The organism is Succinivibrio faecicola (assembly GCF_019448115.1).
In the GTDB taxonomy this organism is placed as follows: domain Bacteria; phylum Pseudomonadota; class Gammaproteobacteria; order Enterobacterales; family Succinivibrionaceae; genus Succinivibrio; species Succinivibrio faecicola.
Genome location: NZ_JAGFNY010000004.1, coordinates 39319 through 61278, shown reverse-complemented (window position 1 = coordinate 61278; position 21960 = coordinate 39319). Strand labels below are relative to the sequence as shown.

Annotated in this window: 19 protein-coding genes; 2 read left to right on the top strand and 17 right to left on the bottom strand. The window is 37.9% G+C overall.

Annotation, left to right across the window (positions count from 1 at the left end; genetic code table 11):
- Positions 1-387 precede the first annotated feature (387 nt).
- Positions 388-2865 carry a penicillin-binding protein 1A gene (locus J5V48_RS02500; RefSeq protein ID WP_219936757.1) on the top strand — a complete coding sequence of 826 codons (2478 nt, stop codon included), beginning with the start codon at positions 388-390 and terminating at the stop codon, positions 2863-2865.
- A 13-nt stretch (positions 2866-2878) separates the two neighbouring features.
- Positions 2879-4876 carry a TaqI-like C-terminal specificity domain-containing protein gene (locus J5V48_RS02495; RefSeq protein ID WP_219936754.1) on the top strand — a complete coding sequence of 666 codons (1998 nt, stop codon included), beginning with the start codon at positions 2879-2881 and terminating at the stop codon, positions 4874-4876.
- 17 nt (positions 4877-4893) lie between these two features.
- On the opposite strand, the gene tilS is transcribed toward J5V48_RS02495, so the two are convergent.
- From tilS to rpsB, 17 genes are all read right to left on the bottom strand, one after another.
- Positions 4894-6225 carry a tRNA lysidine(34) synthetase TilS gene (tilS, locus tag J5V48_RS02490; RefSeq protein WP_219936751.1) on the bottom strand — a complete coding sequence of 444 codons (1332 nt, stop codon included), beginning with the start codon at positions 6223-6225 and terminating at the stop codon, positions 4894-4896.
- Positions 6219-7175 (bottom strand): acetyl-CoA carboxylase carboxyl transferase subunit alpha, encoded by a 957-nt coding sequence (gene accA, locus J5V48_RS02485; RefSeq protein ID WP_219936809.1) that lies wholly within the window; start codon positions 7173-7175, stop codon positions 6219-6221. The genes tilS and accA overlap by 7 nt, the downstream gene beginning before the upstream one ends.
- 128 nt (positions 7176-7303) lie before the next feature.
- A complete protein-coding gene (gene rnhB, locus J5V48_RS02480; RefSeq protein ID WP_219936748.1) occupies positions 7304-7939 on the bottom strand; it encodes a ribonuclease HII in 636 nt (211 codons plus the stop codon).
- Positions 7936-9195, bottom strand: coding sequence for a lipid-A-disaccharide synthase (lpxB, locus tag J5V48_RS02475; RefSeq protein WP_219936746.1), 1260 nt, complete (start codon positions 9193-9195; stop codon positions 7936-7938). The genes rnhB and lpxB overlap by 4 nt, the downstream gene beginning before the upstream one ends.
- Entirely contained in the window at positions 9195-9983 is a 789-nt protein-coding gene (gene lpxA / locus J5V48_RS02470) for an acyl-ACP--UDP-N-acetylglucosamine O-acyltransferase (RefSeq protein ID WP_219936744.1), read from the bottom strand. The genes lpxB and lpxA overlap by 1 nt, the downstream gene beginning before the upstream one ends.
- An 18-nt stretch (positions 9984-10001) precedes the next feature.
- Positions 10002-10466 (bottom strand): 3-hydroxyacyl-ACP dehydratase FabZ, encoded by a 465-nt coding sequence (gene fabZ / locus J5V48_RS02465; protein ID WP_219936742.1) that lies wholly within the window; start codon positions 10464-10466, stop codon positions 10002-10004.
- 10 nt (positions 10467-10476) lie between these two features.
- Positions 10477-11508, bottom strand: a complete 1032-nt coding sequence (lpxD, locus tag J5V48_RS02460; RefSeq protein WP_219936739.1) for a UDP-3-O-(3-hydroxymyristoyl)glucosamine N-acyltransferase — start codon at positions 11506-11508, stop codon at positions 10477-10479.
- A gap of 18 nt (positions 11509-11526) precedes the next feature.
- Positions 11527-12090, bottom strand: coding sequence for an OmpH/Skp family outer membrane protein (locus J5V48_RS02455; protein WP_219936736.1), 564 nt, complete (start codon positions 12088-12090; stop codon positions 11527-11529).
- Between the two features lie 15 nt (positions 12091-12105).
- A complete protein-coding gene (bamA, locus tag J5V48_RS02450) occupies positions 12106-14505 on the bottom strand; it encodes an outer membrane protein assembly factor BamA (RefSeq protein WP_219936734.1) in 2400 nt (799 codons plus the stop codon).
- 23 nt (positions 14506-14528) lie between these two features.
- Complete coding sequence (gene rseP / locus J5V48_RS02445; RefSeq protein WP_219936732.1) at positions 14529-15890, bottom strand: RIP metalloprotease RseP; 1362 nt, start codon at positions 15888-15890, stop codon at positions 14529-14531.
- Positions 15883-17079: a 1-deoxy-D-xylulose-5-phosphate reductoisomerase gene (ispC, locus tag J5V48_RS02440; RefSeq protein WP_219936730.1), complete on the bottom strand. Its 1197-nt coding sequence runs from the start codon at positions 17077-17079 to the stop codon at positions 15883-15885. Before ispC ends, rseP begins: the two co-directional genes overlap by 8 nt.
- Positions 17079-17939, bottom strand: coding sequence for a phosphatidate cytidylyltransferase (locus J5V48_RS02435; RefSeq protein ID WP_219936729.1), 861 nt, complete (start codon positions 17937-17939; stop codon positions 17079-17081). Before J5V48_RS02435 ends, ispC begins: the two co-directional genes overlap by 1 nt.
- Positions 17929-18690, bottom strand: coding sequence for a polyprenyl diphosphate synthase (gene uppS, locus J5V48_RS02430; protein WP_219936727.1), 762 nt, complete (start codon positions 18688-18690; stop codon positions 17929-17931). The genes J5V48_RS02435 and uppS overlap by 11 nt, the downstream gene beginning before the upstream one ends.
- An 8-nt stretch (positions 18691-18698) precedes the next feature.
- Positions 18699-19256 (bottom strand): ribosome recycling factor, encoded by a 558-nt coding sequence (gene frr / locus J5V48_RS02425; protein ID WP_219936725.1) that lies wholly within the window; start codon positions 19254-19256, stop codon positions 18699-18701.
- A 15-nt stretch (positions 19257-19271) separates the two neighbouring features.
- Positions 19272-19994, bottom strand: a complete 723-nt coding sequence (gene pyrH / locus J5V48_RS02420) for a UMP kinase (RefSeq protein WP_219936723.1) — start codon at positions 19992-19994, stop codon at positions 19272-19274.
- A gap of 15 nt (positions 19995-20009) precedes the next feature.
- A complete protein-coding gene (gene tsf, locus J5V48_RS02415) occupies positions 20010-20897 on the bottom strand; it encodes a translation elongation factor Ts (protein ID WP_219936721.1) in 888 nt (295 codons plus the stop codon).
- Positions 20898-21000: 103 nt separating this feature from the next.
- Complete coding sequence (gene rpsB / locus J5V48_RS02410; protein ID WP_219936720.1) at positions 21001-21747, bottom strand: 30S ribosomal protein S2; 747 nt, start codon at positions 21745-21747, stop codon at positions 21001-21003.
- Between the last annotated feature and the right edge of the window lie 213 nt (positions 21748-21960).

Genomic DNA, 21960 nt, shown 5'->3' with positions numbered 1-21960 from the left:
TGGTTGGCAATTTTATAATTACTTTTTGATAGCCATTAATAATCTTATTACAAAGAACACAGAATTATATTAGAAAGAAATATGTATACATTGGTGACAAAAGTGTTTTCTTCTTTAGAATCTACAATTTCATTTACTCTAGAACTTCTTTGAAAACAGACATTTTTTAATGAACGTAGACTAATGGTTGCAACTTGAAATACAAGCAGGCCTAATTACTTTTTTAAATAACAACCTAACGTATAAAATGAAGACAAGAAAAAAAAAGTGGAATCTACTTCATTAATAATCTCATAACGTTCGTTATATCAAACATAGAAATAGAAAAATAAGGTAATATTTTGATAGAATGAGTGTCAGTTTTTTCTAAATATATGAGGCCATTTTGTGCTACGTAAAATAATAAATTTCGCTTTTTGGACTGGACTTTTTTCTGTAGGTGCAAGCGGTGTTGCAGGTGCAGCTATTTATTATCAGACTTTAGGTGATCTTCCTGATGTAGCAAAATTAAAGGAAGTTACATTCGAAACACCTATGAAGGTATATTCTGCAGACAACAAACTCATTGGAGAATTTGGCGAAAGCAAGCGTATTCCTGTTTCTATTGACCAGATCCCTGAAAAATTAAAACAGGCTTTTATTGCAATTGAAGACAGCCGTTTTTACGAGCACTCAGGTATTGATCCAATTGGTATTGCTAGAGCTGCTATCGTATCTGTAAGTAAAGGCTCAGCAAAGCAGGGTGCATCTACCATTACACAGCAGGTTGCAAGAAACTTCTTTTTAACAAGAGAAAAAACATTAAAAAGAAAACTAAAAGAAATTTTCATCTCCTTAAGAATCGAACAGGTTCTTACAAAGGACGAAATATTTGAACTTTATCTTAACAAGATTGCCTTAGGCCACCGTTCATACGGTGTTGCAGCTGCAGCTCAGACATATTTTGGAAAAAAACTAGATGAACTTACTCTTGGACAGATGGCTACAATTGCAGGTCTACCAAAAGCTCCATCAACTCTAAATCCAATATCCAATCCTAAAAGATCAAAAGAGCGCCGTCATCTTGTACTAGATAGAATGTACACTTTAGGTTTCATTACCAAAGATGAATTTGAAAAGGCTGACAATGAACCTTATAAAGCTGAATTCCATTCAAGCAAGCTTGAAGGTTATGCCCCATATGTTGCAGAAAAGGCTCGACTCATTGCTCTTGAAAAGTTTGGTGATTCAGCCTATACAGACGGAATCGAGATATATACCACTGTAAATACAAAAGATATGCAGGCTGCTCACGATGCTGTATTCAAGGCTGTTACAGAATACGACACAAGACATGGCTACAGAGGATCTTTGGATAATGTTGATCTGAACAAACTCAAAGCCAAAAATGAGTTTGCTCTTGAAAACTATCTTTACTACAAGGATATCTTCCACTATATCAAACCAGCCCTTGTAACAAATATTAATGATAAAGAACAGTATCTTTCAGCAATTGGCAGAAAGAATGAGGAAGTTATTATTAAATTTGAGAATCTCAAGTGGGCTGCACCATTCATCTCTGATAAACGTCAAGGTCCTGTACCTAAGCGCGTTTCAGATGTTGCAACTGAAGGTGATCTGATTTATTACTACACTAATGCGACTGGCGAAAATGTTCTGACTCAGATACCTCAGGTAGAAGCACTACTCATAGCCATAAACCAGTATGATGGTGCAATCAAGGCTATGGTTGGCGGATATGATTTTGCAAAAAGCAAACTTGACAGAACAAGTCAGTCTACAAGACAGACTGGTTCTAATTTCAAACCATTCTTATACTCTGCAGCTGTGGCTAAAGGTATAAACATCAACACTGTTTTCCAGGACGAGCCTATCAAGACATGGGATCCTGGTTCAAGAACATGGTGGTCTCCAAAGAACACTCCTAACAGATATGATGGAAACATGACCTTAAGAGAGGCTCTTGCCAGATCAAAGAACGTTGTTTCTATCAGACTGATAAGACGCATTGGTGTTCACAATACAGTTGAGCATGTTCAGAAATTTGGATTTAATGTTCCAAAATCTCAGCAGGTTGAATCAATGGCTTTAGGCTCTGTTGAGGTAACTCCTCTTCAGCTTGCAACAGGCTATGCTGTTTTCTCAAACGGTGGCTACAAGGTTGAACCTTACCTGATAACAAAAATCGTTAAAGCCGGTGAGGTAGTATATACACATACACCAAAGCATGCTGATCCTCATGCTCCTGATCGTGTTAAAAACTCAATTTCTCTTGAGTACAACGACGTTGCAGAAGTTGCAGATCCTAATTCTTATGAACAGGTACTATCACACAAAAATGCATATATTGTAGCTGATATGATGAGCTCTGTAATATATGGTGGTGAAGGAATCTCTGGTCCATATTACGGAACTGGCGGCCGTGCATACAGAACTACAGGCAGAACCGATCTCCATGGTAAAACAGGAACAACTAATAACGTTCATGATGCATGGTTCTCAGGTTATAACGGACATATCACAGCTACTGCATGGATGGGTTTTGATACTGACAGAGATCTTGGTTACTCAAGATTCACCGGTCCTGAAGGCGGTGCATATTCTGCTCTTCCTATCTTTGCCGAGTTTATAAGACTATCTCAGCAAGATCTTGAAATGGCTCCACTTCCAATACCTGAAGGTCTTGACAAGTGCACAGTTTCAGGTATCACAGACTGGTGCGTAAAAGGTTCAGGCTCTTTAATTGAAGATGACAGTCAGAGCGATTCTCAAGAGCAGACTGAAAATGAGCAGGAACAGTCAGAACAGGCAAAACCTGAGGATAAGATCGATACATCAAACATTACTGACGACAATATTTTCTAAAAGGTATAAATAATTGTACGAAAAACTAATTCTTTCTGTGCAGGATTTAGCAGAAAAACTAAATGTCAGTGCCAGTACTGTCAGAAACTGGCTTAAGCTGAAAAAAATCGCTCCAACTGTTTATATTGATAATGAGCCTTTTTTCGATCAGGTCTCACTTAAGGATATTAGAAAAAAACTGCACAGTGCTGATAATGTTGCCTTAAAAAAGAGAAGAAATAAAACTCTTATTAAGGGTAACCGACTGTACTCATCATATGTAACAGAAAACTGCATTAATCTTGATACAGTAAAACAGATTGTAGAACAGATTGAAATAAGACATATCAATCTTAGCGATGATCTGATATTAGCTCTAATCACAGATTGTGCTATTAAGCTTATCCTGTCAAAGCAAAAAAAACTAACTAAAAAAGACAGTATCTTCAAATATGCAAAAGGAGCATATAAAAAAGACAGATTTATGAGCCTTGTCGATGATCTGCTTTTACTAAATCCTTTTGTTTTAAACTGTATTGATCTTTATCCATTCCTTTTTGAATATTCATATGAATACGAACAAAAAGAGGATATTTTAGGTTTACTTCAGATTTCTCTCTCATCTTTAGGTACAAGAAAGGCTAATGGAGTTTACTACACTCCTACAAGAATAGTATCTTTAATGTGCGAAAAGCTCTTTGCAAATTATGAAGATGGACAGACTATTATCGATCCTTGTGCAGGAACTGGTAATTTTATTTTGCAGCTTGATGATTCAATAAGCTATGAGAATGTTTATGGTAACGAGATTGATCCTCTTACTGCTGCTATTGCCAGAATCAACTATGCTTTAAAATACGGTATAAGCGACAGAGAAATCCTAAAAGAGCATATAACAAATTATGATTTTCTCTTTGAAAAGACAGATAAGAAATTTGATTACATCATATCTAATCCACCTTGGGGATATCTGTTTAGTGAAAATCAAAAGCAAAAACTCAAAAATATATTTTTGTCTGCAAAGACAAAGAATATTGAGTCATATGACGTCTTTCTTGAAAAGGCTATTTCAAGCCTCAAAGATGACGGTGCTTTAAGCTTTGTTCTTGCAGAGGCTATTTTAAACGTTGCAACTCATAAAGCAATCCGACAGATAATCATAGATTCAGGATCAATTGACTATCTTGAATATCTTGCAAATGCATTTGATAATGTTCAGTGTCCTGCTGTTGTTATGCAGATTAGAAAAACTAACAGAAAACTTGATACTTCAGGTATGGTTGTCCGTTTGTCTCAAAAAGAAGAACCTTTTGTCATAAATACAAGTCGAGTTGTAAGCTCTGAATTCTTTTCATTTAACATTACTGATGAAGAATATGAGCTTATTAATAAACTAGAAAAATCTGACAACCGATATCTAAAAGACAATGCAGATTTTGCTTTAGGAATTGTTACAGGAAATAATGAGAAATATATTTCCTATTACAAGTTTGATGATAATGAAATGGTTTTAAGAGGTTCTGATATTTTCAAATACAGCGTAGCTAAAACTGAAAACTACATTACCTTTAAGCCAGAGCAATTCCAGCAGGTTGCAAAAACTGAGTTTTATAGAGCTAAAGAAAAGCTTCTGTACAGATTTATCTGCTCACAGCTTGTATTTGCCTATGACAATAAGCAAACCCTTTCATTAAACAGCTGTAATATTCTTATACCAAAGATCCCTGATCTGAGTATCAAGTACATAATGGCTATCCTTAATTCATCAATAATGCAGTTTTACTATCAGCTGAAGTTCAACTCTGTAAAGGTATTAAGAAACCACTTAGAGCAACTGCCTATTGTTTATTGTGACGATAAGACTCAAAAGACAATTGAAGATCTGACAGATAAGATAATTTCATCAGAATCAAATGATGAAAAACAAAAGACTTATGAAAAGATTAATGAAATTGTTGCTTCTTTATATGGTCTAACAGACAAAGAATTTGAGCTTGTTAAGAATAAGGCAATATCAAAAGTTCTTTTTTAAGCATTATCAGCAGTTAACTAAACTGCTGATATCTTAAGTCTTAATGAAGAGTATTCTGAATTTTTGCACTCTCTTGTCACAAACAGATCACCTAATCCTAAAATAATATCTTTATTGTTAACAGATCTAATCAAAGGATAAATGTCTCTATTCCAAACAGGAATACAAAACTCACCAAAAAGCTTTCCTATATCTCTTGAATGAGCTCTTTTCTCTGGATGAACAACGATTGATTTTGAGTAATTAAAATCTAGAACCACACTAGCAGATGTTATTTTTTCATTACTCATATCAACGTAAAGTTCATATGTATAGTCACCAAGCTTTATCTTTTCGCCAAGGGATAGAACATATTCTCCCTTTTGTGGCTTTTGTGTGTTTTTAACTACATAAAGCTTTTTCTTATATCTTTTTAAGAACAGATCATCTTCAAGTTTAACTAAAGCCAACTGATCGTTAGATATTCTGCAAAGATTTATAGCTTCAAGAACTGTATTTAGCTCAGGTGGCATTAAAGTATATTCGCTGATGAAAAGGCGCATAACATAAGTAATTAAAGATTCATCATCAAGATTTAATGTTGAAAAATCCAATGAGGCACTCTTTTCATCATATAGTGGCTTGAATATACTTGATGCATATCTTGCAGCAAGATCGTGCTCATATGCACACAGTTTCTGAGAACGTAAAATTGCATTATCAATTCCAGAAAAACGCTCCCTTAGTAAAGGTAAAACCTTAAGACGCATAAAGTTTCTTTCAAACTTCATATATGTATTTGAAATATCAAATACATAGTCAAAGCCAAGAGCATTGATAATTTCAATGATCTCATCCTTTGTTAAATGAAGAAGTGGTCTTACAATTGTTCCTCTTGAATCCCTTATGCAGTAGCGCATTCCTGATAAACCGTATGGACCAGAGCCTCTTTTTAAAGCTAAAAGAAAATTCTCTACCTGATCATCTGACTGATGGCCAAGCATGAGAATACCATCTTTAGATTCTTTTAATAAAGCTGAGTATCTTTCCTTTCTTGAGCTGTCCTCAGGAGAAACACCATTTCCATATACAATATGAAGTTTTGGTGTTGAAATCTCTATATCAAGTTTTTCACAAAGCAAAGTACAGTGATCAAACCAGATAGGATCATCTGCATCCAATCCATGCACACAATGAACTGCTTTAACAGAGAAATTTTTGTTGAGTTTTCTGATATGATGAGCTAATAAAAGAACTAAGGTGGAGTCTGCTCCACCTGAGAGGCCAACAACTAATTTTGTTGGACTGAAAGTATTTAAGAATTTAAAGGCCATTTCATCAAGAATGGCCTTTGCTTTTGAGATTAACAATATCCGTACTTCATTAAACGAGTGTATCGCTGCTCAATAAGTCTATCTGATGACAGTGTTGATAACTCGGCGATATCATCAAGTAGTCTCTTCTTTAAGTTCTCAGCCATCTCATCATAGTTTCTGTGTGCACCACCTAATGGCTCGGTTACAACATTATCGATTAGACCAAGATCTTTAATTCTGTTAGCAGTAATATTCATAGCTTCAGCAGCTAAAGGAGCCTTTTCAGCTGACTTCCAAAGAATTGAAGCACAACCTTCTGGTGAAATTACTGAATATGTTGAGTACTCAAGCATATTAACTCTATCACCAACACCGATAGCTAATGCACCACCAGAACCACCTTCGCCGATAACGGTACAGATTACTGGTACCTTTAAATCAGACATCAGTTTTAAGCTCTCAGCAATTGCGCCTGCCTGAGAACGCTCTTCAGCACCAACGCCAGGATATGCGCCTGGAGTATCAATAAAGGTAATTACTGGGATATTGAATCTTTCAGCAAGTTTCATCAGACGCATTGCTTTTCTGTAGCCTTCAGGACGTGGCATACCGAAATTACGCATTGTGCGGGCTTTAATATCTCTACCCTTCTGATGACCGATTACCATAACAGGACGACCATCTAAACGAGCTAAACCGCCGATAATAGCCTTATCATCAGCAAAAGCTCTGTCACCGGCCAACTCATGGAAATCAGTGAAAATACGGCTTACATAGTCTAATGTGTAAGGACGCATTGGATGACGTGACAGCTGTGAAATCTGCCAGTCAGTTAAAGATGAAAAGATCTTCTTTGTTAATTCAAGATTCTTTTTCTCGAGCTGATTTAATTCTGCAGTCAGATCAACACTTGAATTTGAATCTGCACTCAGACGCTTTAACTCTTCAATATGAGCTAACAAGTCTGCAATTGGTTGTTCAAAATCTAAATAATTAATGTTCATCATGTCGATTCAGCCTCATTGATCTGATATAAGTGGTGTGAATTTTACTACATTTTGACTATTGAAAAAAGTGCTTTATATAATTTGTCAGATATCACACCATCTTCGTATTGCTTCAACGAAAAAGTTTATAAAACAGTATGATCAGAAGAACTCATCAGTATCTTCTTGATTGGACTATAACTCTTTCTGTAAAAGTCTAGAATTGGAAGTGTTTTTAGTAATTCTAAGTGTCTAGCTGTTGGATACCCTTTGTGTTTAGCAAATTCATATTCTGGGTATTTTCTGTCAAGTTCATACATCTGTCTGTCGCGCTCTACCTTAGCAAGAATAGAAGCTGCAGCGATCTCTGCTACTCTAGCATCACCTTTTACAACAGCTTCCATTTTAATTGGAAGATCTTTTGGTGTCTTGTTTCCATCAACAAGCATAAGATGACAGTTACGATTCATATTTAAATATGCCCGTTTCATTGCTTCTAAGGACGCATTTAAAATATTTAGAGAATCGATTTCCTGAGGAGTACAGATTCCGATGCCGTAAGCTAGAGCTTTTTCCTTTATAACAGGCTCTAACAAATCACGTTTCTTTTCAGACAGTTTTTTAGAATCGTTCAATCCTTCTATTGGATTATTTCTATCGAGAATAACACAGGCAGCAACAACATTTCCCATAAGAGGACCCCTACCAGCCTCATCAACACCACAAATGCAGTAGTGATTAGGATCTATAGGGTATTCAAACGGAGGTAACTCTTTTTTCATGGTTGTTTTTTGTCAGCTTGTTGTTTTGAAGCATCTTGATTTACCTGAAGCTGTTTTTCCAAAAGCTCTTTTTCAGCCTGTTTTTTAGCATGATTCGAGATGACCTTGAATACTGCATCACAGGCAAGTTCATCTGAATTACAGCGCATGCACTGATGAATATCAGTAAACTGTTTTTTCATCAAAAGATTATCAGAGTTCAGAAGATTTACCATCTCATCAGACAGATTCTTTGATGTACATTTTTCCTGAATAAACTCTTTTACAACTCTGTTTTTAGCAATCAGATTAGGTAGAGAATATGTATCAATCTTTAGTAATCTTCTGGCTATCAAAGCTGATATAGCACTTACCTTGTATGCAACAGCAAAAGGAGTTTTTAAAAGCATTGTCTCAAGTGCGATTGTTCCACAGGTTAATAAAGCAGCATCTGCAGAAGCAATAACATCCTGAGTATTTCCGACAAAAACTGTTAAAGAAAGATCTGGAGCAACTTCAAGCCATAAATCTTTGACAAGTTCTGCTGTCTTGTATGAAGGTACAGTACATATGAATACTGTATTTGGCAATTTTTTCTTAACCAATCTAACAGTATGAGCATAGATTGGAAGCATTTTTGTAATGATACCTTTTCTTGAACCAGGAAGAATAGCCATAACCTTATCTTTAACAGGTTCAACTGAGCTTTTTTCAAGACTGATTCTTTCTCTAGCATTCTGCTGAGATACATGAAGAGGGATCATATTGGCAAGAGTATGACCTACATATGTACAGCTCATCTGATGTTTTGCATAAAACTCAGGTTCAAATGGCAACAGAGCTAAAATCTCATCACATGCAGCTTTTATCTTGGTGATTCGGCCTTCTCGCCAAGCCCAAACAGATGGGCTTACGTAGTGAACAGTAGGTATTTCCTCATTCTTAACCTTCTGTTCTACGTAAAGATTGAAGTCTGGAAGATCGATGCCAATATATACGCAAGGTTTTGCTTCGAGGATGTTCTTTACAAGACGAGTCCTGATTTTAAGTATCTTTGGTAACTTTAATAGAACTTCAGTGATTCCCATTACTGCAAGATCATCCATATTGGCACAAGAATGCAACCCCTGATGAATCATCTTAGGTCCACCAATGCCAATAAACTCAGCTAATGGATCACGTCTTTTTATAGCCATCATAAGGCCTGCACCTAAGGTGTCGCCTGATGGCTCTCCTGCAACTAATGCGTATAAATGAGGATTGGCAGACAATGGCATTAACGAACAATACCTCTTCCATTTGCCTTTAAGAAATCTACTAAAGGCTGAACTTCACTATGCTCTAAAGCTAGTTTTTCAATTTCAACAATAGCTTCATCAATGGTTAAATGCTTCTTATATAAGAATACATAAGCATTGAAGATTGCACTGATTGCCTCTTTAGAAAAACCTCTTCTCTGGAGCCCCACCTTATTGATGCCGAAAGGTTTTGCATAGTGGCCTGCTGCCATAACATATGGAGGAACATCCATATTAAGAGCAGCCATACCGCCTACCATTGCATGGCATCCTACTCTACCAAACTGATGAATTGCAGCTAAGCCGCCGAATACAACGTAATCGTCAATGGTAACATGACCTGCTAAAGTTGCATTATTTGAAAAAATACAGTGATTTCCAATAATACAGTCATGAGCTACATGAGTATTAACCATGAATAGGTTGTTTGAACCTACGGTTGTTGTGCCATTTCCCTGTACTGTTCCACGGTGCATTGTACAATGCTCACGAATAACATTGTTATCACCGATGGTTAATGTTGTAGGCTCACCAGCATACTTTAAATCCTGGCAACCTTCACCTATAGAGCAGAACTGATAAAAATGGTTGTTCTTACCGATAGTGGTAGGTCCTCTAACTATACAAAATGGCTCAAATATACAATCATCACCAATTGTTACCTTTCCTTCAATGATTACATTTTCACGGATGGTAACATTCTTGCCAAGCACAACCTCTGGACCAATGATTGCACTAGGACTGATATTTCCTGTCGCTTGAGTCAATTTATCCACCTTGAATAATTAGTGCTTTGCGCACATTAAGTCAGCCTGACAAACAACTTTGCCGTCTACACTTGCAACACCTCTGAAAGATGCGATGCCACGCTTTTCCTTGAAGTATTCAACATCTAAAACTAACTGGTCGCCAGGTACTACAGGACGCTTGAAACGAGCATTATCAATAGCAGCAAAATAATATAACTCGCCTGGATTTGGTTTACCAACCATAGTAAATGCAAGAATACCTGTTGCCTGAGCCATTGCCTCTAGGATAAGAACACCAGGAAGAATTGGCTTACCTGGGAAGTGCCCCTGGAAGAATGGTTCGTTGAAAGTAACATTCTTGATTGCACGTAATGTTTTGTGTTCCTCGGTAATTGAATAATCAAGGACACGATCAATCATTAAAAATGGATATCTGTGTGGCAACAGATCCATAATTTTTTCAACGTCTAATGTATGGGTGGTATCTACGGTATCAGTCATCGTTCACCTCTTAGTTGTTAATATTTTCTGAAAGCTTTTGAACCTGCTTTTCAAGTTCTGAAATCTTATGATACATCTCATTGATGTGCAATGTTCTTGCAGCGGTAATACGCCATTCCTTGTTAGTCTGTGCTGGAATACCTGATGAATAAACTCCTGGTTTATCAATAGATCTCATAACCATACACATTCCGCTAACAGTTACACCATCACAAATTGAGATATGTCCGTTGAATACGGATGTTCCGCCAATAATACAGTATTTACCAATTGTAACTGAGCCTGCGAAGGTTGTACCACCTGCAACAGCTGTACCATAACCAATATGAACATTATGTGCAATCTGACATAAATTGTCGATTATCACATTATCCTCAATTACTGTATCGTCGATTGCACCTCTATCAATACAAGTACATGCGCCGATTTCAACTCTGTTTCCAATTACAACTCGTCCAGTCTGTGGGATCTTGATCCACTCACCGCGCTCATTGGCATAACCAAAGCCGTCACCGCCTATTACGGTTCCAGACTGGATTAAGCATTTTTCGCCAATAACGCAATCATGATAAACACTAACATTTGGATATAACCTTGTACCGGCGCCTATCTTTGCATTAGGTCCAACAACAACATTTGCACCTAACTGAACATTATCACCAATTACAGAGCCTTTCTGAACATAGACATTAGGACCTAACGATACATTCTTTCCAATAACTGCACCATCTTCAACGACTGCTGAAGAATGAACATCACAAGCTATCTGAGGTGTTGTATCAAGTAACTGAGCTACTCTTGCAAATCCAACATATGGATCCTGCATTACCAATGCCTGAGTTTTTACATGCTCGACATCAGATTCCTTAACTATCACTGCTCCTGCCTTAGATAGAGATAAAACCTCACGATACTTTGGATCAGTCAAGAAGCTTATCTGATTTGACTTGGCTGTCTTGAGGTTTGCAACTGATACAATATCAATTGAACCGTCACCTACAAGCTTTGCGCCTAGTTTTTCAGCAATATCCTTTAATAGCATATTATCCTCGGCTATTGATTATTTCTTGTTAACTTCCTTTGAGCTCTTTAATTTAGAAGCACGTGCAATAACATCCTCTGAAATATCAACTGCAGGGGTTGCAAAAACAACAGTCTCACCACGTACAACTAAATCAATACCACGCTCTTTAGCGATTCTGTCGATAGCAGTCTGAACTAATCTACCTAACTTAACTTCGATCTCACGCTCTTTTTTCTGAGAATCTTCCTGTAAAGCCTGTGATTTTAATTCAAAATCAGCTTTCATCTGAGCAAGCTTTCTATTAATCTCGGTTACACGCTCACCCTTTGCAGTCTGTAACTCTTTCTCAAGTTTCTGACCTTCTTCCTGAATCTTTCTTAATTCTTCAGAACGTGGTCCAAATTCTTTCTGAAGTGCAATTGTTGCCTCTTTTGCCTGAGGTAACTCTGACATGATTAAACGAATATTTACAACTGCAACGCTAATCTTTGAAGCTGAAGACTGAGCCTTTGCTGCTTCTGCCTTTACTTCTTCGCATAATGCTGCATTTGAAAGAACGGCTAATGATAATGCTGATGCTAATGCTATTTTTTTTAACATTTATATACTCCTTAATTAAAAACTGCCACCAATATTGAAGCTAAACTGCTGTGTATTATCGCCATCGTACTTCTTAACTGCCTTTGCAACAGTGAATGAAAGAGGACCCATTGGGGACATCCATGTCACTGAAACACCTACTGATGTTCTATATTTGCCAGGATCTGAGTAATCCTTTGAATAACTACCAGATCTAGTATCCCATAGAGCACCAGCATCGAAGAATACAGATGTTCTAACACTACCCTTATAAGCTTCAGGAAGAAGTGGAGTTGGGACAATCACTTCAGCAGTGGTTGCCCAGAAAGCGTTACCACCTACTGAATCGCCAGACTCATAATAACCACTTCCATCTGGTGTAATATAAAGTGCCTTAGGGCCGACAGAACTCTTCTTAAAGCCTCTTAACCACTCTGAACCACCTAATGAGAAGTTATCAAAGAATGGTAGTCCTTCCTTTATTCCATTCTTCTCACGATAACCATTACCATAACCTACGCGACCTCTAAATGAAAGTACGTACTGATGATATGTATCGAGTGGATAGAAATGATAGGACTCAGCAGTTGCCTTATAATAATGCATATCTGAATTTGGTGTTGTTGCCATCAAAGACAGAATCTGCTTGTTACCATCTGTTGGGAAAACTCCTCTATTAAGTGTATTGTGAGTTAAATCAACACTTGCCTTATAGTTGGTAAAACTTGCAGATCTGTCTGAAATCTTACCGTACAGTGAGAAGAATCGATCTGACTGCTCAAATCTTGTTCCCCTGTTCTGAATTTTTGTCTTCTCAACACCAAGATTGTAATTAAGATACCATGTTTCAGCTAATGGATAACCAAGATTCATGTAAGCAGCTATAGTCTTGTTCTTGTAGTTTACAGCATCAGTGTCATCATCACCATCATACTTGTCAAGGAAAACTCGTCCACCTAAACTTACATTGTCAACTGTAAAGTAAGGATTGGTATAACCTACCTCAACATGCTTTGTATAGTCATTTTCATATGCACTGATATGACCGTGATTACCTGTACCGAACAGATTATTCTGAGAAATATTAGCCTGAATTGTCAGACCTGAATCAGTACCAATACCAACGCCACCTGCAATAGTTCCTGTAGGTTTTTCCTTTACGACGGTTGTCATATTTACAGTATCATCACCTGAACCTACATTTTCAGTATTGACTGCAACTGTCTCAAAGTAGCCAAGTCTGTTTAATCTTGCTTCAGATAACTCTACAGCCTCGGTTGATAACCATGAGCCATCCATCTGTCTCAACTCACGTCTGATTACAGTATCATCTGTTATATCGTTGCCTGTAATCATTACCTGTGAAACATGAACTCTCTTACCAGGGATAACATTAAACTGCAGTGAGACAGTCTTGTCTTTTTCGTTATATACAGGATAGGCTTTAACTTGTGAATTAGCATAACCATACTTACCTAATACAGAAGATAGTCTCTTCTCATTAGCAGTAATTCTTCTTTGGTTATAAATCTCGCCTTCTTCAATACTGATTGCATCTTTTAGCTCTTTTGCATACTTTAAGGTATCACCTCTTACGTCTGTAGAGCTAATTGTGTACTGATCACCTTCTTCAATATTGATTGTCAGGAAGATGCCCTTTCTATCAGGAGTCAGTTCAACAGCTGTTGATACAATCTTGAAGTTAACATAACCTCTATCCATATAGAATGAACGTAAAGCCTCAAGATCAGCTCTTAATTTCTGGCCATTGAAGCGCTGATTTGATAGGAAGTTCCACCATGGCACATCATCGCGTAATTCCATCTGAGCTAATAAAACTTCTTCATCGAATTTTGTATTACCAACAATATTAATCTGTTGAATTTCGGCAGCCTTACCTTCGGTAATTTCAATCTTGATATCAGCTCTGTTTCTTGGCAGCTTTGTAATAACAGTTTTCACTTTGGCCTGATACATACCAGAAGAATGGTAGAAATCTTCAAGTGATTTTTGAATCTGATTTAATGACTGTGTATTTAAAGCTTCACCAGATCTTACACCCTGCTGATTGATTATCTTTTCAAGATCTTCTTTCTTGATATTGCTGTTTCCAGAAAAGTCAATCGCACCGATTGTTGGTCTTTCCTTAACATTAACAATAAAGGTATTTCCATTTCTCGACAGCTTTACTTCATCAAAATCACCTGTTGCATATAACTGCTGCATTGCAAGTGCAATGTTTTCCTTTGTCATAAGGTCACCGTGACCGAATGGTAGTGCCAGCAGCACTGCACCCTTAGATACACGGTTTATACCCTGTACCTGAATCTCCTTGATTACATCGTCGTTTGTTGCAGCACTCAATCCTGCAGGCATGACAACTGCCATGACAGCCAGTGATAGGGTTGCTAGTTTTAGGTAATTTTTACGTCCCATTTTTATGCCTAAAATTGTAATTATTAAAAACCTTTTATATCATTGAATAATGCAAAAACTGTCAGCAATAACAGCAATAGCGCACCAATCGAAGTCAGCATCATCTGAATTCTTGGTCCAGGCTCTTTTTTGAATATTGCCTCATATGCAAGAAATACAAGATGACCACCGTCTAAAACAGGAACCGGTAATAAGTTCAGAATACCCAAGTTTACACTAATAGCACCAAGAAAACTCAAAAACATAATAAGACCGAAGCTTGCGCTTTCCTGAGCACCTTTAGCAATTGCTATAGGGCCTGATACATTGTCTGCAGATATGCTTCCTGTTATAAGTTTTCCTGCTGATACGATTATTACCCTGGCCATTGATACAGAATCACCAATAGCCTTTACGAATCCGTCAACTAGACCATAATATACTTTCTTTGTTAAACCTTCAATTTTTTCGACTTTTGCAGAGATTCCGACAAATGGTCTGTATTTATCAGTTCCCCTTATCTGCTTTTTCTCTGGAATCAAGCTGGTCTGATATATTTTTGAATCTCTTTGAACAACAAGAGTCAGCTCATCGAAAGAAGAATTTGCAATAGCATCACTGACTCTGTACCAGGTATCAGTACTGATGCCATTTACACTTAAAATTGTGTCACCGCTTTTAATAGATGCTCTCTGAGCTGGAGATCCTTCAATAACCTTATCAACAACGTTTAGAGCTTTTCCAAAACAAGGGCGAAGACCATTTTTCTCAAGTGGAGACTCGTTTCTCATGAGAACAGAATCTTCAAGAGACATAGAGATGGTTCTCTTTTCACCTTTACCTAAATCTGAACGAACAATAACATCAAACTTTCCAGATGATCCAATTTTCTCAACAAAAGAAATCATTACATCTGACCATGATTCAGTATTATTGCCGTTTACAGATACAATTTTATCAAAAGTTTTAAAACCTGAAAGCTCTGCTTTAGAGCCTGGAACTACATCTCCAACAATTGGAAGTGAATAGGAAATACCACTCATGTTTACAATAGTAAACAGAATGACAGAAAGAACTATATTAAAGAATGGACCTGCTGCAACAATAACAGCTCTTTTTGCAACGCTTTGAGCTTTAAAAGCTGTTTTACTTAGTAATGCTTTGTCATCACTTGAGGCATCTTCACCCTCCATCTTGACATATCCGCCAAGAGGAATAGCACTTATGGCATATTCACAACCGTCTTTACCTGTTCTTTTAACAAGAATGGGACCAAAACCGATTGAGAATCTCAATACCCTCACGCCACAGGCTCTAGCTGCAATGAAATGTCCTAGTTCATGAATAGAAACTAGAATTCCTAAAGCAAGAAGGAAATAGAAAATACCACCAAAAACGTTAACCATTAAGCTTTCCTATATAGTCAATAGCTCTCTTTCTTGCAGATTCATCAATTGATAATACTTCATCGATGCTATTTGGCTCTTTGCATGTATTAGAACAAAGAACTGTATCAACAACGCAGGAAATATCAGTAAATTTAATCTTAGACTCAAGAAAACTTGCTACAGCAACTTCATTTGCAGCATTTAATGCCGTTGTTGCACTCTGACCTGACTTACTTGCCTGCATTGCAAGCTTCAAGCATGGATAACGGGAAAAATCTGGCTCCATAAAAGTCAGAGAAGATAGCTTTGTAAAATCTAGTCTGTTCACTCCGCTTGAAATTCGCTCTGGGAAACCTAAAGCAACTGCAATAGGAGTTCTCATATCAGGATTGCCAAGTTGAGCCATTACAGCACCATCCTCATATGAAACCATTGAATGAATAACACTCTGAGGATGAATTACAACCTGTATATCACCATCATCTGCATTAAATAAATATCTTGCTTCAATAAATTCAAGACCTTTATTCATCATTGTTGCAGAATCAACAGAAATTTTTGGTCCCATAGACCAAACAGGATGAGCTATAGCAGTTTTTGCATCCACAAATTCTAGATCCTTAATTGGAGTATCTCTAAAAGGACCGCCAGAGCCTGTTAATAAGATCTTGTCTACATGTGCACTTTTCAAATTGCAAAAGCCAAGATTTTCCTGAACTTCAAAAGGAAGACTTTGGAAAATAGCTGAATGTTCGCTATCAACAGGAAGAACCCTTGCACCATATTTTTTTGCAGTCTCAAAAAAGATAGTACCAGACATCACAAGAGCTTCTTTGTTTGCAAGAGCAATAATACAGCCAGTTTTTGCAGCTGCTATAAGAGGCCTTAAACCTGCAGCGCCTACAATAGCACCGACTACAATATCGGCACTACCGTCACCAGCAAGAGTCTCAACACCGTCGTCACCAAAAAGGACTTCGCATGGAAGTTGTAACTCCTTAACCCTCTTTAGTACTTCTATTGCAGCTTTTTCAGAGCTCATTGCAACAACTTTAGGTTTGAATTCTCTTATACTATCAATCATTGCATCAATAGAAGTTGATGCCACAAGACCATATACGCTGAATAAATCAGGATGTCTTCTGATTACATCAAGAGTTGACTTACCTATAGAGCCTGTTGCACCAAGAACTGTTACGTATCTCATTAGAACAGAACTCCAGAGAAAATATAAAGACTTGTTAAAAATACAGGTATAGCTGCTAACTGAGAATCTATTCTGTCAAGCATTCCACCGTGTCCTGGGAAAATGGTTCCAGAATCTTTTATGTTAGCAAGACGCTTTAGCATGCTCTCTACAAGGTCGCCGATAACAGAGAAAACAATTGTCAGGATGCTTGCAGCATATAAAGCACCTTCATTTATTGCATATTGACCAAACCAGCCTAATTCTATAAAGATATAAAGACCGATGAGTGCTGTAACAATACCACCAATTAGACCTTCAAGAGTCTTTTTTGGACTTACGTTTGGTAACATTTTATGCTTACCAAAGAATCTTCCTGCAAAGTAGGCACCAGAATCAGCGCACCATACTAAAGCCATTACGCTTAAGACTAAAAAGCCACCAGCTTTAGGATCTGAACCATACTCACTGGCTCTTAATATCAAAAGTCCAATAATAAACGGAACCATCATCAAAAGAGCAATGATGGTATTAAAAACAATGTTCTTATGCCATGCTGTATTGTTTGGATACTTTAAAAGCAGTGGGATTGAACCTACCCAAACAATAAGACCTGCAGCTACGACATACTGAGCAAGTGGAGGAACACCAATGCCGATGAATGAGCCTGGTTCAACTAGAGCAAAGATAAGACTTAAGACTATAACAGCTACTGCTAAAAATGGTATTCTACTCTTATATCCTAATAGAGGTCCCATTTCATATGCACCAACAGCATAAATAAACAAAGCACCGATAGCAAAGATTTCAAAATTTGCAAAAAAAAGCCATGCTAAAGTGGCGCCAATTAATACAACTGCGGTTATAATTCTAGTTAGCATTATTTGTATCCTTAAGTTTTACCTGTTCGGAAGTCTGACCAAATCTTCTTTCTCGAGTATTATAGAATTCAACTGCTTTTATAAGCTCATTTTCATCAAAATCAGGCCATAATACATCTGTAAAATATAATTCAGCATATGCTGCCTGCCAAAGAAGAAAATTACTAATGCGTTTTTCGCCGCCTGTTCTGATCATTAAATCGACATTCTGAACTGTGCTCAGTCTTTGACTGAGTAAATCCTCATTAAGTTCATTTATATTAATCTTGGATTGAGCAATATCTGATACAAGAGATTTTGCTGCCTGTAAAATGTCCCATCTGCCACCATAATTTGCGGCGATATTCAATGTCATGACATTGCAGTCTTTTGTGAGTTCTTCAAGTTTTTGAATCTGGTTTTGAAGAATTGATGGAAAACGAGAAAGATCCCCTAGGATCTTTGTTTTTATTCCGTTTTCTAGCAAGGATTTGCTTTCTTTTTTAATTGCTTCAACAAACAAAGCCATTAAAGCATTAACCTCAATAGCAGGCCTTTTCCAGTTTTCACTTGAAAAAGCAAATAAGGTTAATTCTTTAACGCCTAATGCAACAGATTGTTTTATGACTCTTCTAACAGACTTTGCGCCTTCTTTGTGTCCAAAGACTCGCTGTTTACCACGAAGTTGAGCCCATCTGCCATTACCATCCATGATAACAGCTAAATGACGAGGAGCCTTCAAGCTCCCCGGAGAATTAGATGATATCTGCATAAAGTTAATTAAATTTCCATTAACTCTTTTTGTTTTGCAGCTAATAAATCATCTGCCTTTTTAATTGAAGAATCAGTAGCCTTCTGAATCTTTTCTTCTGCAGAACGCTGCTCATCCTCAGATATTTCCTTATTCTTCTGAAGATCTTTAATTTCAGCATTTGCATCACGGCGAACATTACGGATTTCAACCTTAGTCTGCTCTACTTCGCCCTTAACGATCTTAACAAGATCCTTTCTGCGCTCTTCTGTTAATGGAGGAAGAGGTACACGAATTTCTGTACCAGCAACAACTGGGTTTAAACCTAAATCTGACTGCTGAATAGCCTTTTCTACAGCCTTAATTGCATTTCTGTCGAAAACAGTAATCTTTAAGGTACGAGCATCTTCAACGTTGATCTGTGCAACCTGACGAAGAGGTGACATGCTGCCATAGTAATCAACCATAATGCCATCTAAAAGACCTGGCTGTGCACGACCAGTACGGATTTTGCTAAGACGAATATCTAATGAGTCTAAAGCTTTCTGCATACGGTCTTGAGCTTTCTGCTGGACATCGTTTAACATTTTCGGGGCTCCTTATTAACTTACGAGTGTACCTTCTGATTCGCCTTTTGCAGCTCTCATGAAAGCACCGTCTTTACCCATAGAAAATACTCTGATTGGCATGTGATGGTCTCTTGCTAAAGCAAAAGCTGTTAAATCCATCACTTCTAACTGCTTTTCTATAACTTCATCAAAGCTAAGAGTATCATATTTTTGAGCACTCTTGTCTTTAAATGGATCTGCAGTGTAAACGCCATCAACTTTTGTAGCTTTGAGAACCTCAGAGCACTGAAGTTCAACTGCTCTTAATACGGCAGCTGTATCAGTTGTGAAGAAAGGATTTCCTGTGCCTCCTGCGACAATCAGTGAAGATCCTGAATCTAAAATCTCACGGCCTAGTGTTGCTGAATACTGAGTTGAAATGGATGGAACTCCATAAGCACTCATAAGCACACACTTACCACCTTGAGCTTTTAATTCCTCACGCATTGCAAGACCGTTCATTATGGTTGCAAGCATACCCATCTGGTCACCGGTAACTCTGTCAAAGCCAGCTTTCTGTAAAGCTGCACCTCTAAAAATATTACCGCCACCGATAACTAGAACTGTTTGAACTCCTTCGTTCTGAACAGCTCTGATTGCCTTTGCTGTATTAGACAGAACAGATGGATCAATACCAAAACCATTGTCACCGCTTAAAGCTTCGCCAGAAATTTTAAGCAGAATTCTTCTTGTTTTGCATTTTAGCTCTGAGGACATGTTCATCTCCGCAAATTATTTCTGTGCGGCAGCTACTTGAGCCTGAACTTCAGCAGCGAAGTCAACAACAGCCTTCTCAATACCTTCACCTACTTCGTAGCGGATGAATGATACTGCGTCAGCATTGTGCTCCTTTAACATCTGACCTACAGAAATCTCTGGGTTCTTAACGAATGGCTGACCAGTTAAAGAAACTTCACCAGTGAACTTCTTCATACGGCCTTCAACCATCTTCTCAGCAATAGCCTGTGGCTTGCCTGACTTCATAGCGATTTCGATCTGAACCTGACGCTCGTGCTCAACAACTTCTGCTGATACGTCTTCTGGCTTTACGAAATCTGGCTTTGAAGCACAGATGTGCATTGCAACATCCTTAGCTACTGACTCATCGCCACCCTTGATAACAGCAGCAACACCAATGCGCTTGTTTGAGTGAACGTATAAACCTAAAGTCTCACCTTCCTTAGCTTCAACTAAAGCAACACGGCGTAACTGTAAGTTCTCACCAATCTTTGCAACAAGAGCTGTTAAAGCATCAGCAACAGTCTGACCATCTAACTGAGCAGCCTTTAAAGCCTCAACGTCAGAAATGCTTGATGCTAAAGCTAAATCAGCAACTTTCTGAGCATATGTTACGAACTCAGCGTTCTTAGCACAGAAGTCAGTCTCTGAGTTAACTTCTACTAAAGCAATCTTGTTAGCATTGCTTGCAACAGCAATGATGCCTTCAGCAGCTGTACGACCTGCCTTCTTAGCAGCCTTAGCAGCACCACTCTTACGCATTGCGTCGATAGCAGCCTGCATATTACCATCAGCAGCAACTAAAGCCTTTTTGCAGTCCATCATGCCTGCGCCAGTTGCATCACGTAATTCTTTAACCATAGCAGCGGTTACGGTAGCCATGTTTATATCCTCTTAATTTGTAAAAGGCCGGAATATACCGGCCTTTAATGTTTATAAAGATCTTTTACAAAAAAGCTGGCAAATTTATTTGCTTTGGCAAATATTATTCAGCCTTTGACTCTTCAGCCTTAGCTTCAGCAGCTAATGCTTCCTTGTCCTGACGAACTGCATCTGCGCGAGCAGCGTTGATTGTCTCAACAGCGCCCTTTAAATATAAATCAACAGCACGGATAGCATCATCGTTGCCAGGAATTACGTAGTCAACACCATCTGGGTTGGTATTGGTATCAACGACAGCAACAACAGGAATACCTAAGTTGTTAGCTTCCTTAATAGCAATGTGCTCAACTTCAGCGTCGATTACGAATAATACATCTGGTAGACCGCCCATGTCCTTGATACCGCCTAATGAACGGTTTAACTTCTCAAGCTCACGGGTACGTAATAAAGCTTCTTTCTTGGTTAACTTCTCTAAAGTACCATCCTGAGTCTGGGTCTCAAGCTCCTTTAAACGCTTGATTGACTGACGAACAGTCTTCCAGTTTGTTAACATACCACCTAACCAGCGGTGATCAACATAGTACTGGCCACACTCAGCAGCAGCTGAACCAACTCTATCGCTTGCAGCACGCTTAGTTCCAACGAATAGAACCTTACCCTTATGAGCAACAGTGTTGCTTAAGAAGTTTAATGCAGACTCATAGCACTCAACGGTCTTCTCTAGGTTGATAATATGAATACCGTTACGTGCACCGAAGATGTACTGTTTCATCTTAGGATTCCAGTAACGTGTCTGATGACCGAAGTGAACACCTGCCTGAAGCATGTCGCGCATAGTGATTGATGACATATTGAATTTCCTCAAAATTTAGGGTTAAGCCTCCACTGTTCTCCTCTGTTAACCAAAATGGCACCCAACACAAGGATTGGCTGAACAGTGTGCGTTTTCTTAAAAAATACAGATTGTATCGGTAGTTAACAGATACAATACCCCTTTATCCACATAAAAAGGCAAGATATTTTATCACGTTTCAAAAGGATTTATAAAATTTTCTAAAAAAAA

Coding starts and splice junctions, on each gene's coding strand:
- accA (WP_219936809.1), bottom strand. CDS start 7,175: ATGAACATTAATTATTTAGATTTTGAACAACCAATTGCAGACTTGTTA.
- rnhB (WP_219936748.1), bottom strand. CDS start 7,939: ATGAAAAAAGAGTTACCTCCGTTTGAATACCCTATAGATCCTAATCAC.
- lpxB (WP_219936746.1), bottom strand. CDS start 9,195: ATGCCATTGTCTGCCAATCCTCATTTATACGCATTAGTTGCAGGAGAG.
- fabZ (WP_219936742.1), bottom strand. CDS start 10,466: ATGACTGATACCGTAGATACCACCCATACATTAGACGTTGAAAAAATT.
- lpxD (WP_219936739.1), bottom strand. CDS start 11,508: ATGCTATTAAAGGATATTGCTGAAAAACTAGGCGCAAAGCTTGTAGGT.
- J5V48_RS02455 (WP_219936736.1), bottom strand. CDS start 12,090: ATGTTAAAAAAAATAGCATTAGCATCAGCATTATCATTAGCCGTTCTT.
- bamA (WP_219936734.1), bottom strand. CDS start 14,505: ATGGGACGTAAAAATTACCTAAAACTAGCAACCCTATCACTGGCTGTC.
- rseP (WP_219936732.1), bottom strand. CDS start 15,890: ATGGTTAACGTTTTTGGTGGTATTTTCTATTTCCTTCTTGCTTTAGGA.
- ispC (WP_219936730.1), bottom strand. CDS start 17,079: ATGAGATACGTAACAGTTCTTGGTGCAACAGGCTCTATAGGTAAGTCA.
- J5V48_RS02435 (WP_219936729.1), bottom strand. CDS start 17,939: ATGCTAACTAGAATTATAACCGCAGTTGTATTAATTGGCGCCACTTTA.
- uppS (WP_219936727.1), bottom strand. CDS start 18,690: ATGCAGATATCATCTAATTCTCCGGGGAGCTTGAAGGCTCCTCGTCAT.
- frr (WP_219936725.1), bottom strand. CDS start 19,256: ATGTTAAACGATGTCCAGCAGAAAGCTCAAGACCGTATGCAGAAAGCT.
- pyrH (WP_219936723.1), bottom strand. CDS start 19,994: ATGTCCTCAGAGCTAAAATGCAAAACAAGAAGAATTCTGCTTAAAATT.
- tsf (WP_219936721.1), bottom strand. CDS start 20,897: ATGGCTACCGTAACCGCTGCTATGGTTAAAGAATTACGTGATGCAACT.
- rpsB (WP_219936720.1), bottom strand. CDS start 21,747: ATGTCATCAATCACTATGCGCGACATGCTTCAGGCAGGTGTTCACTTC.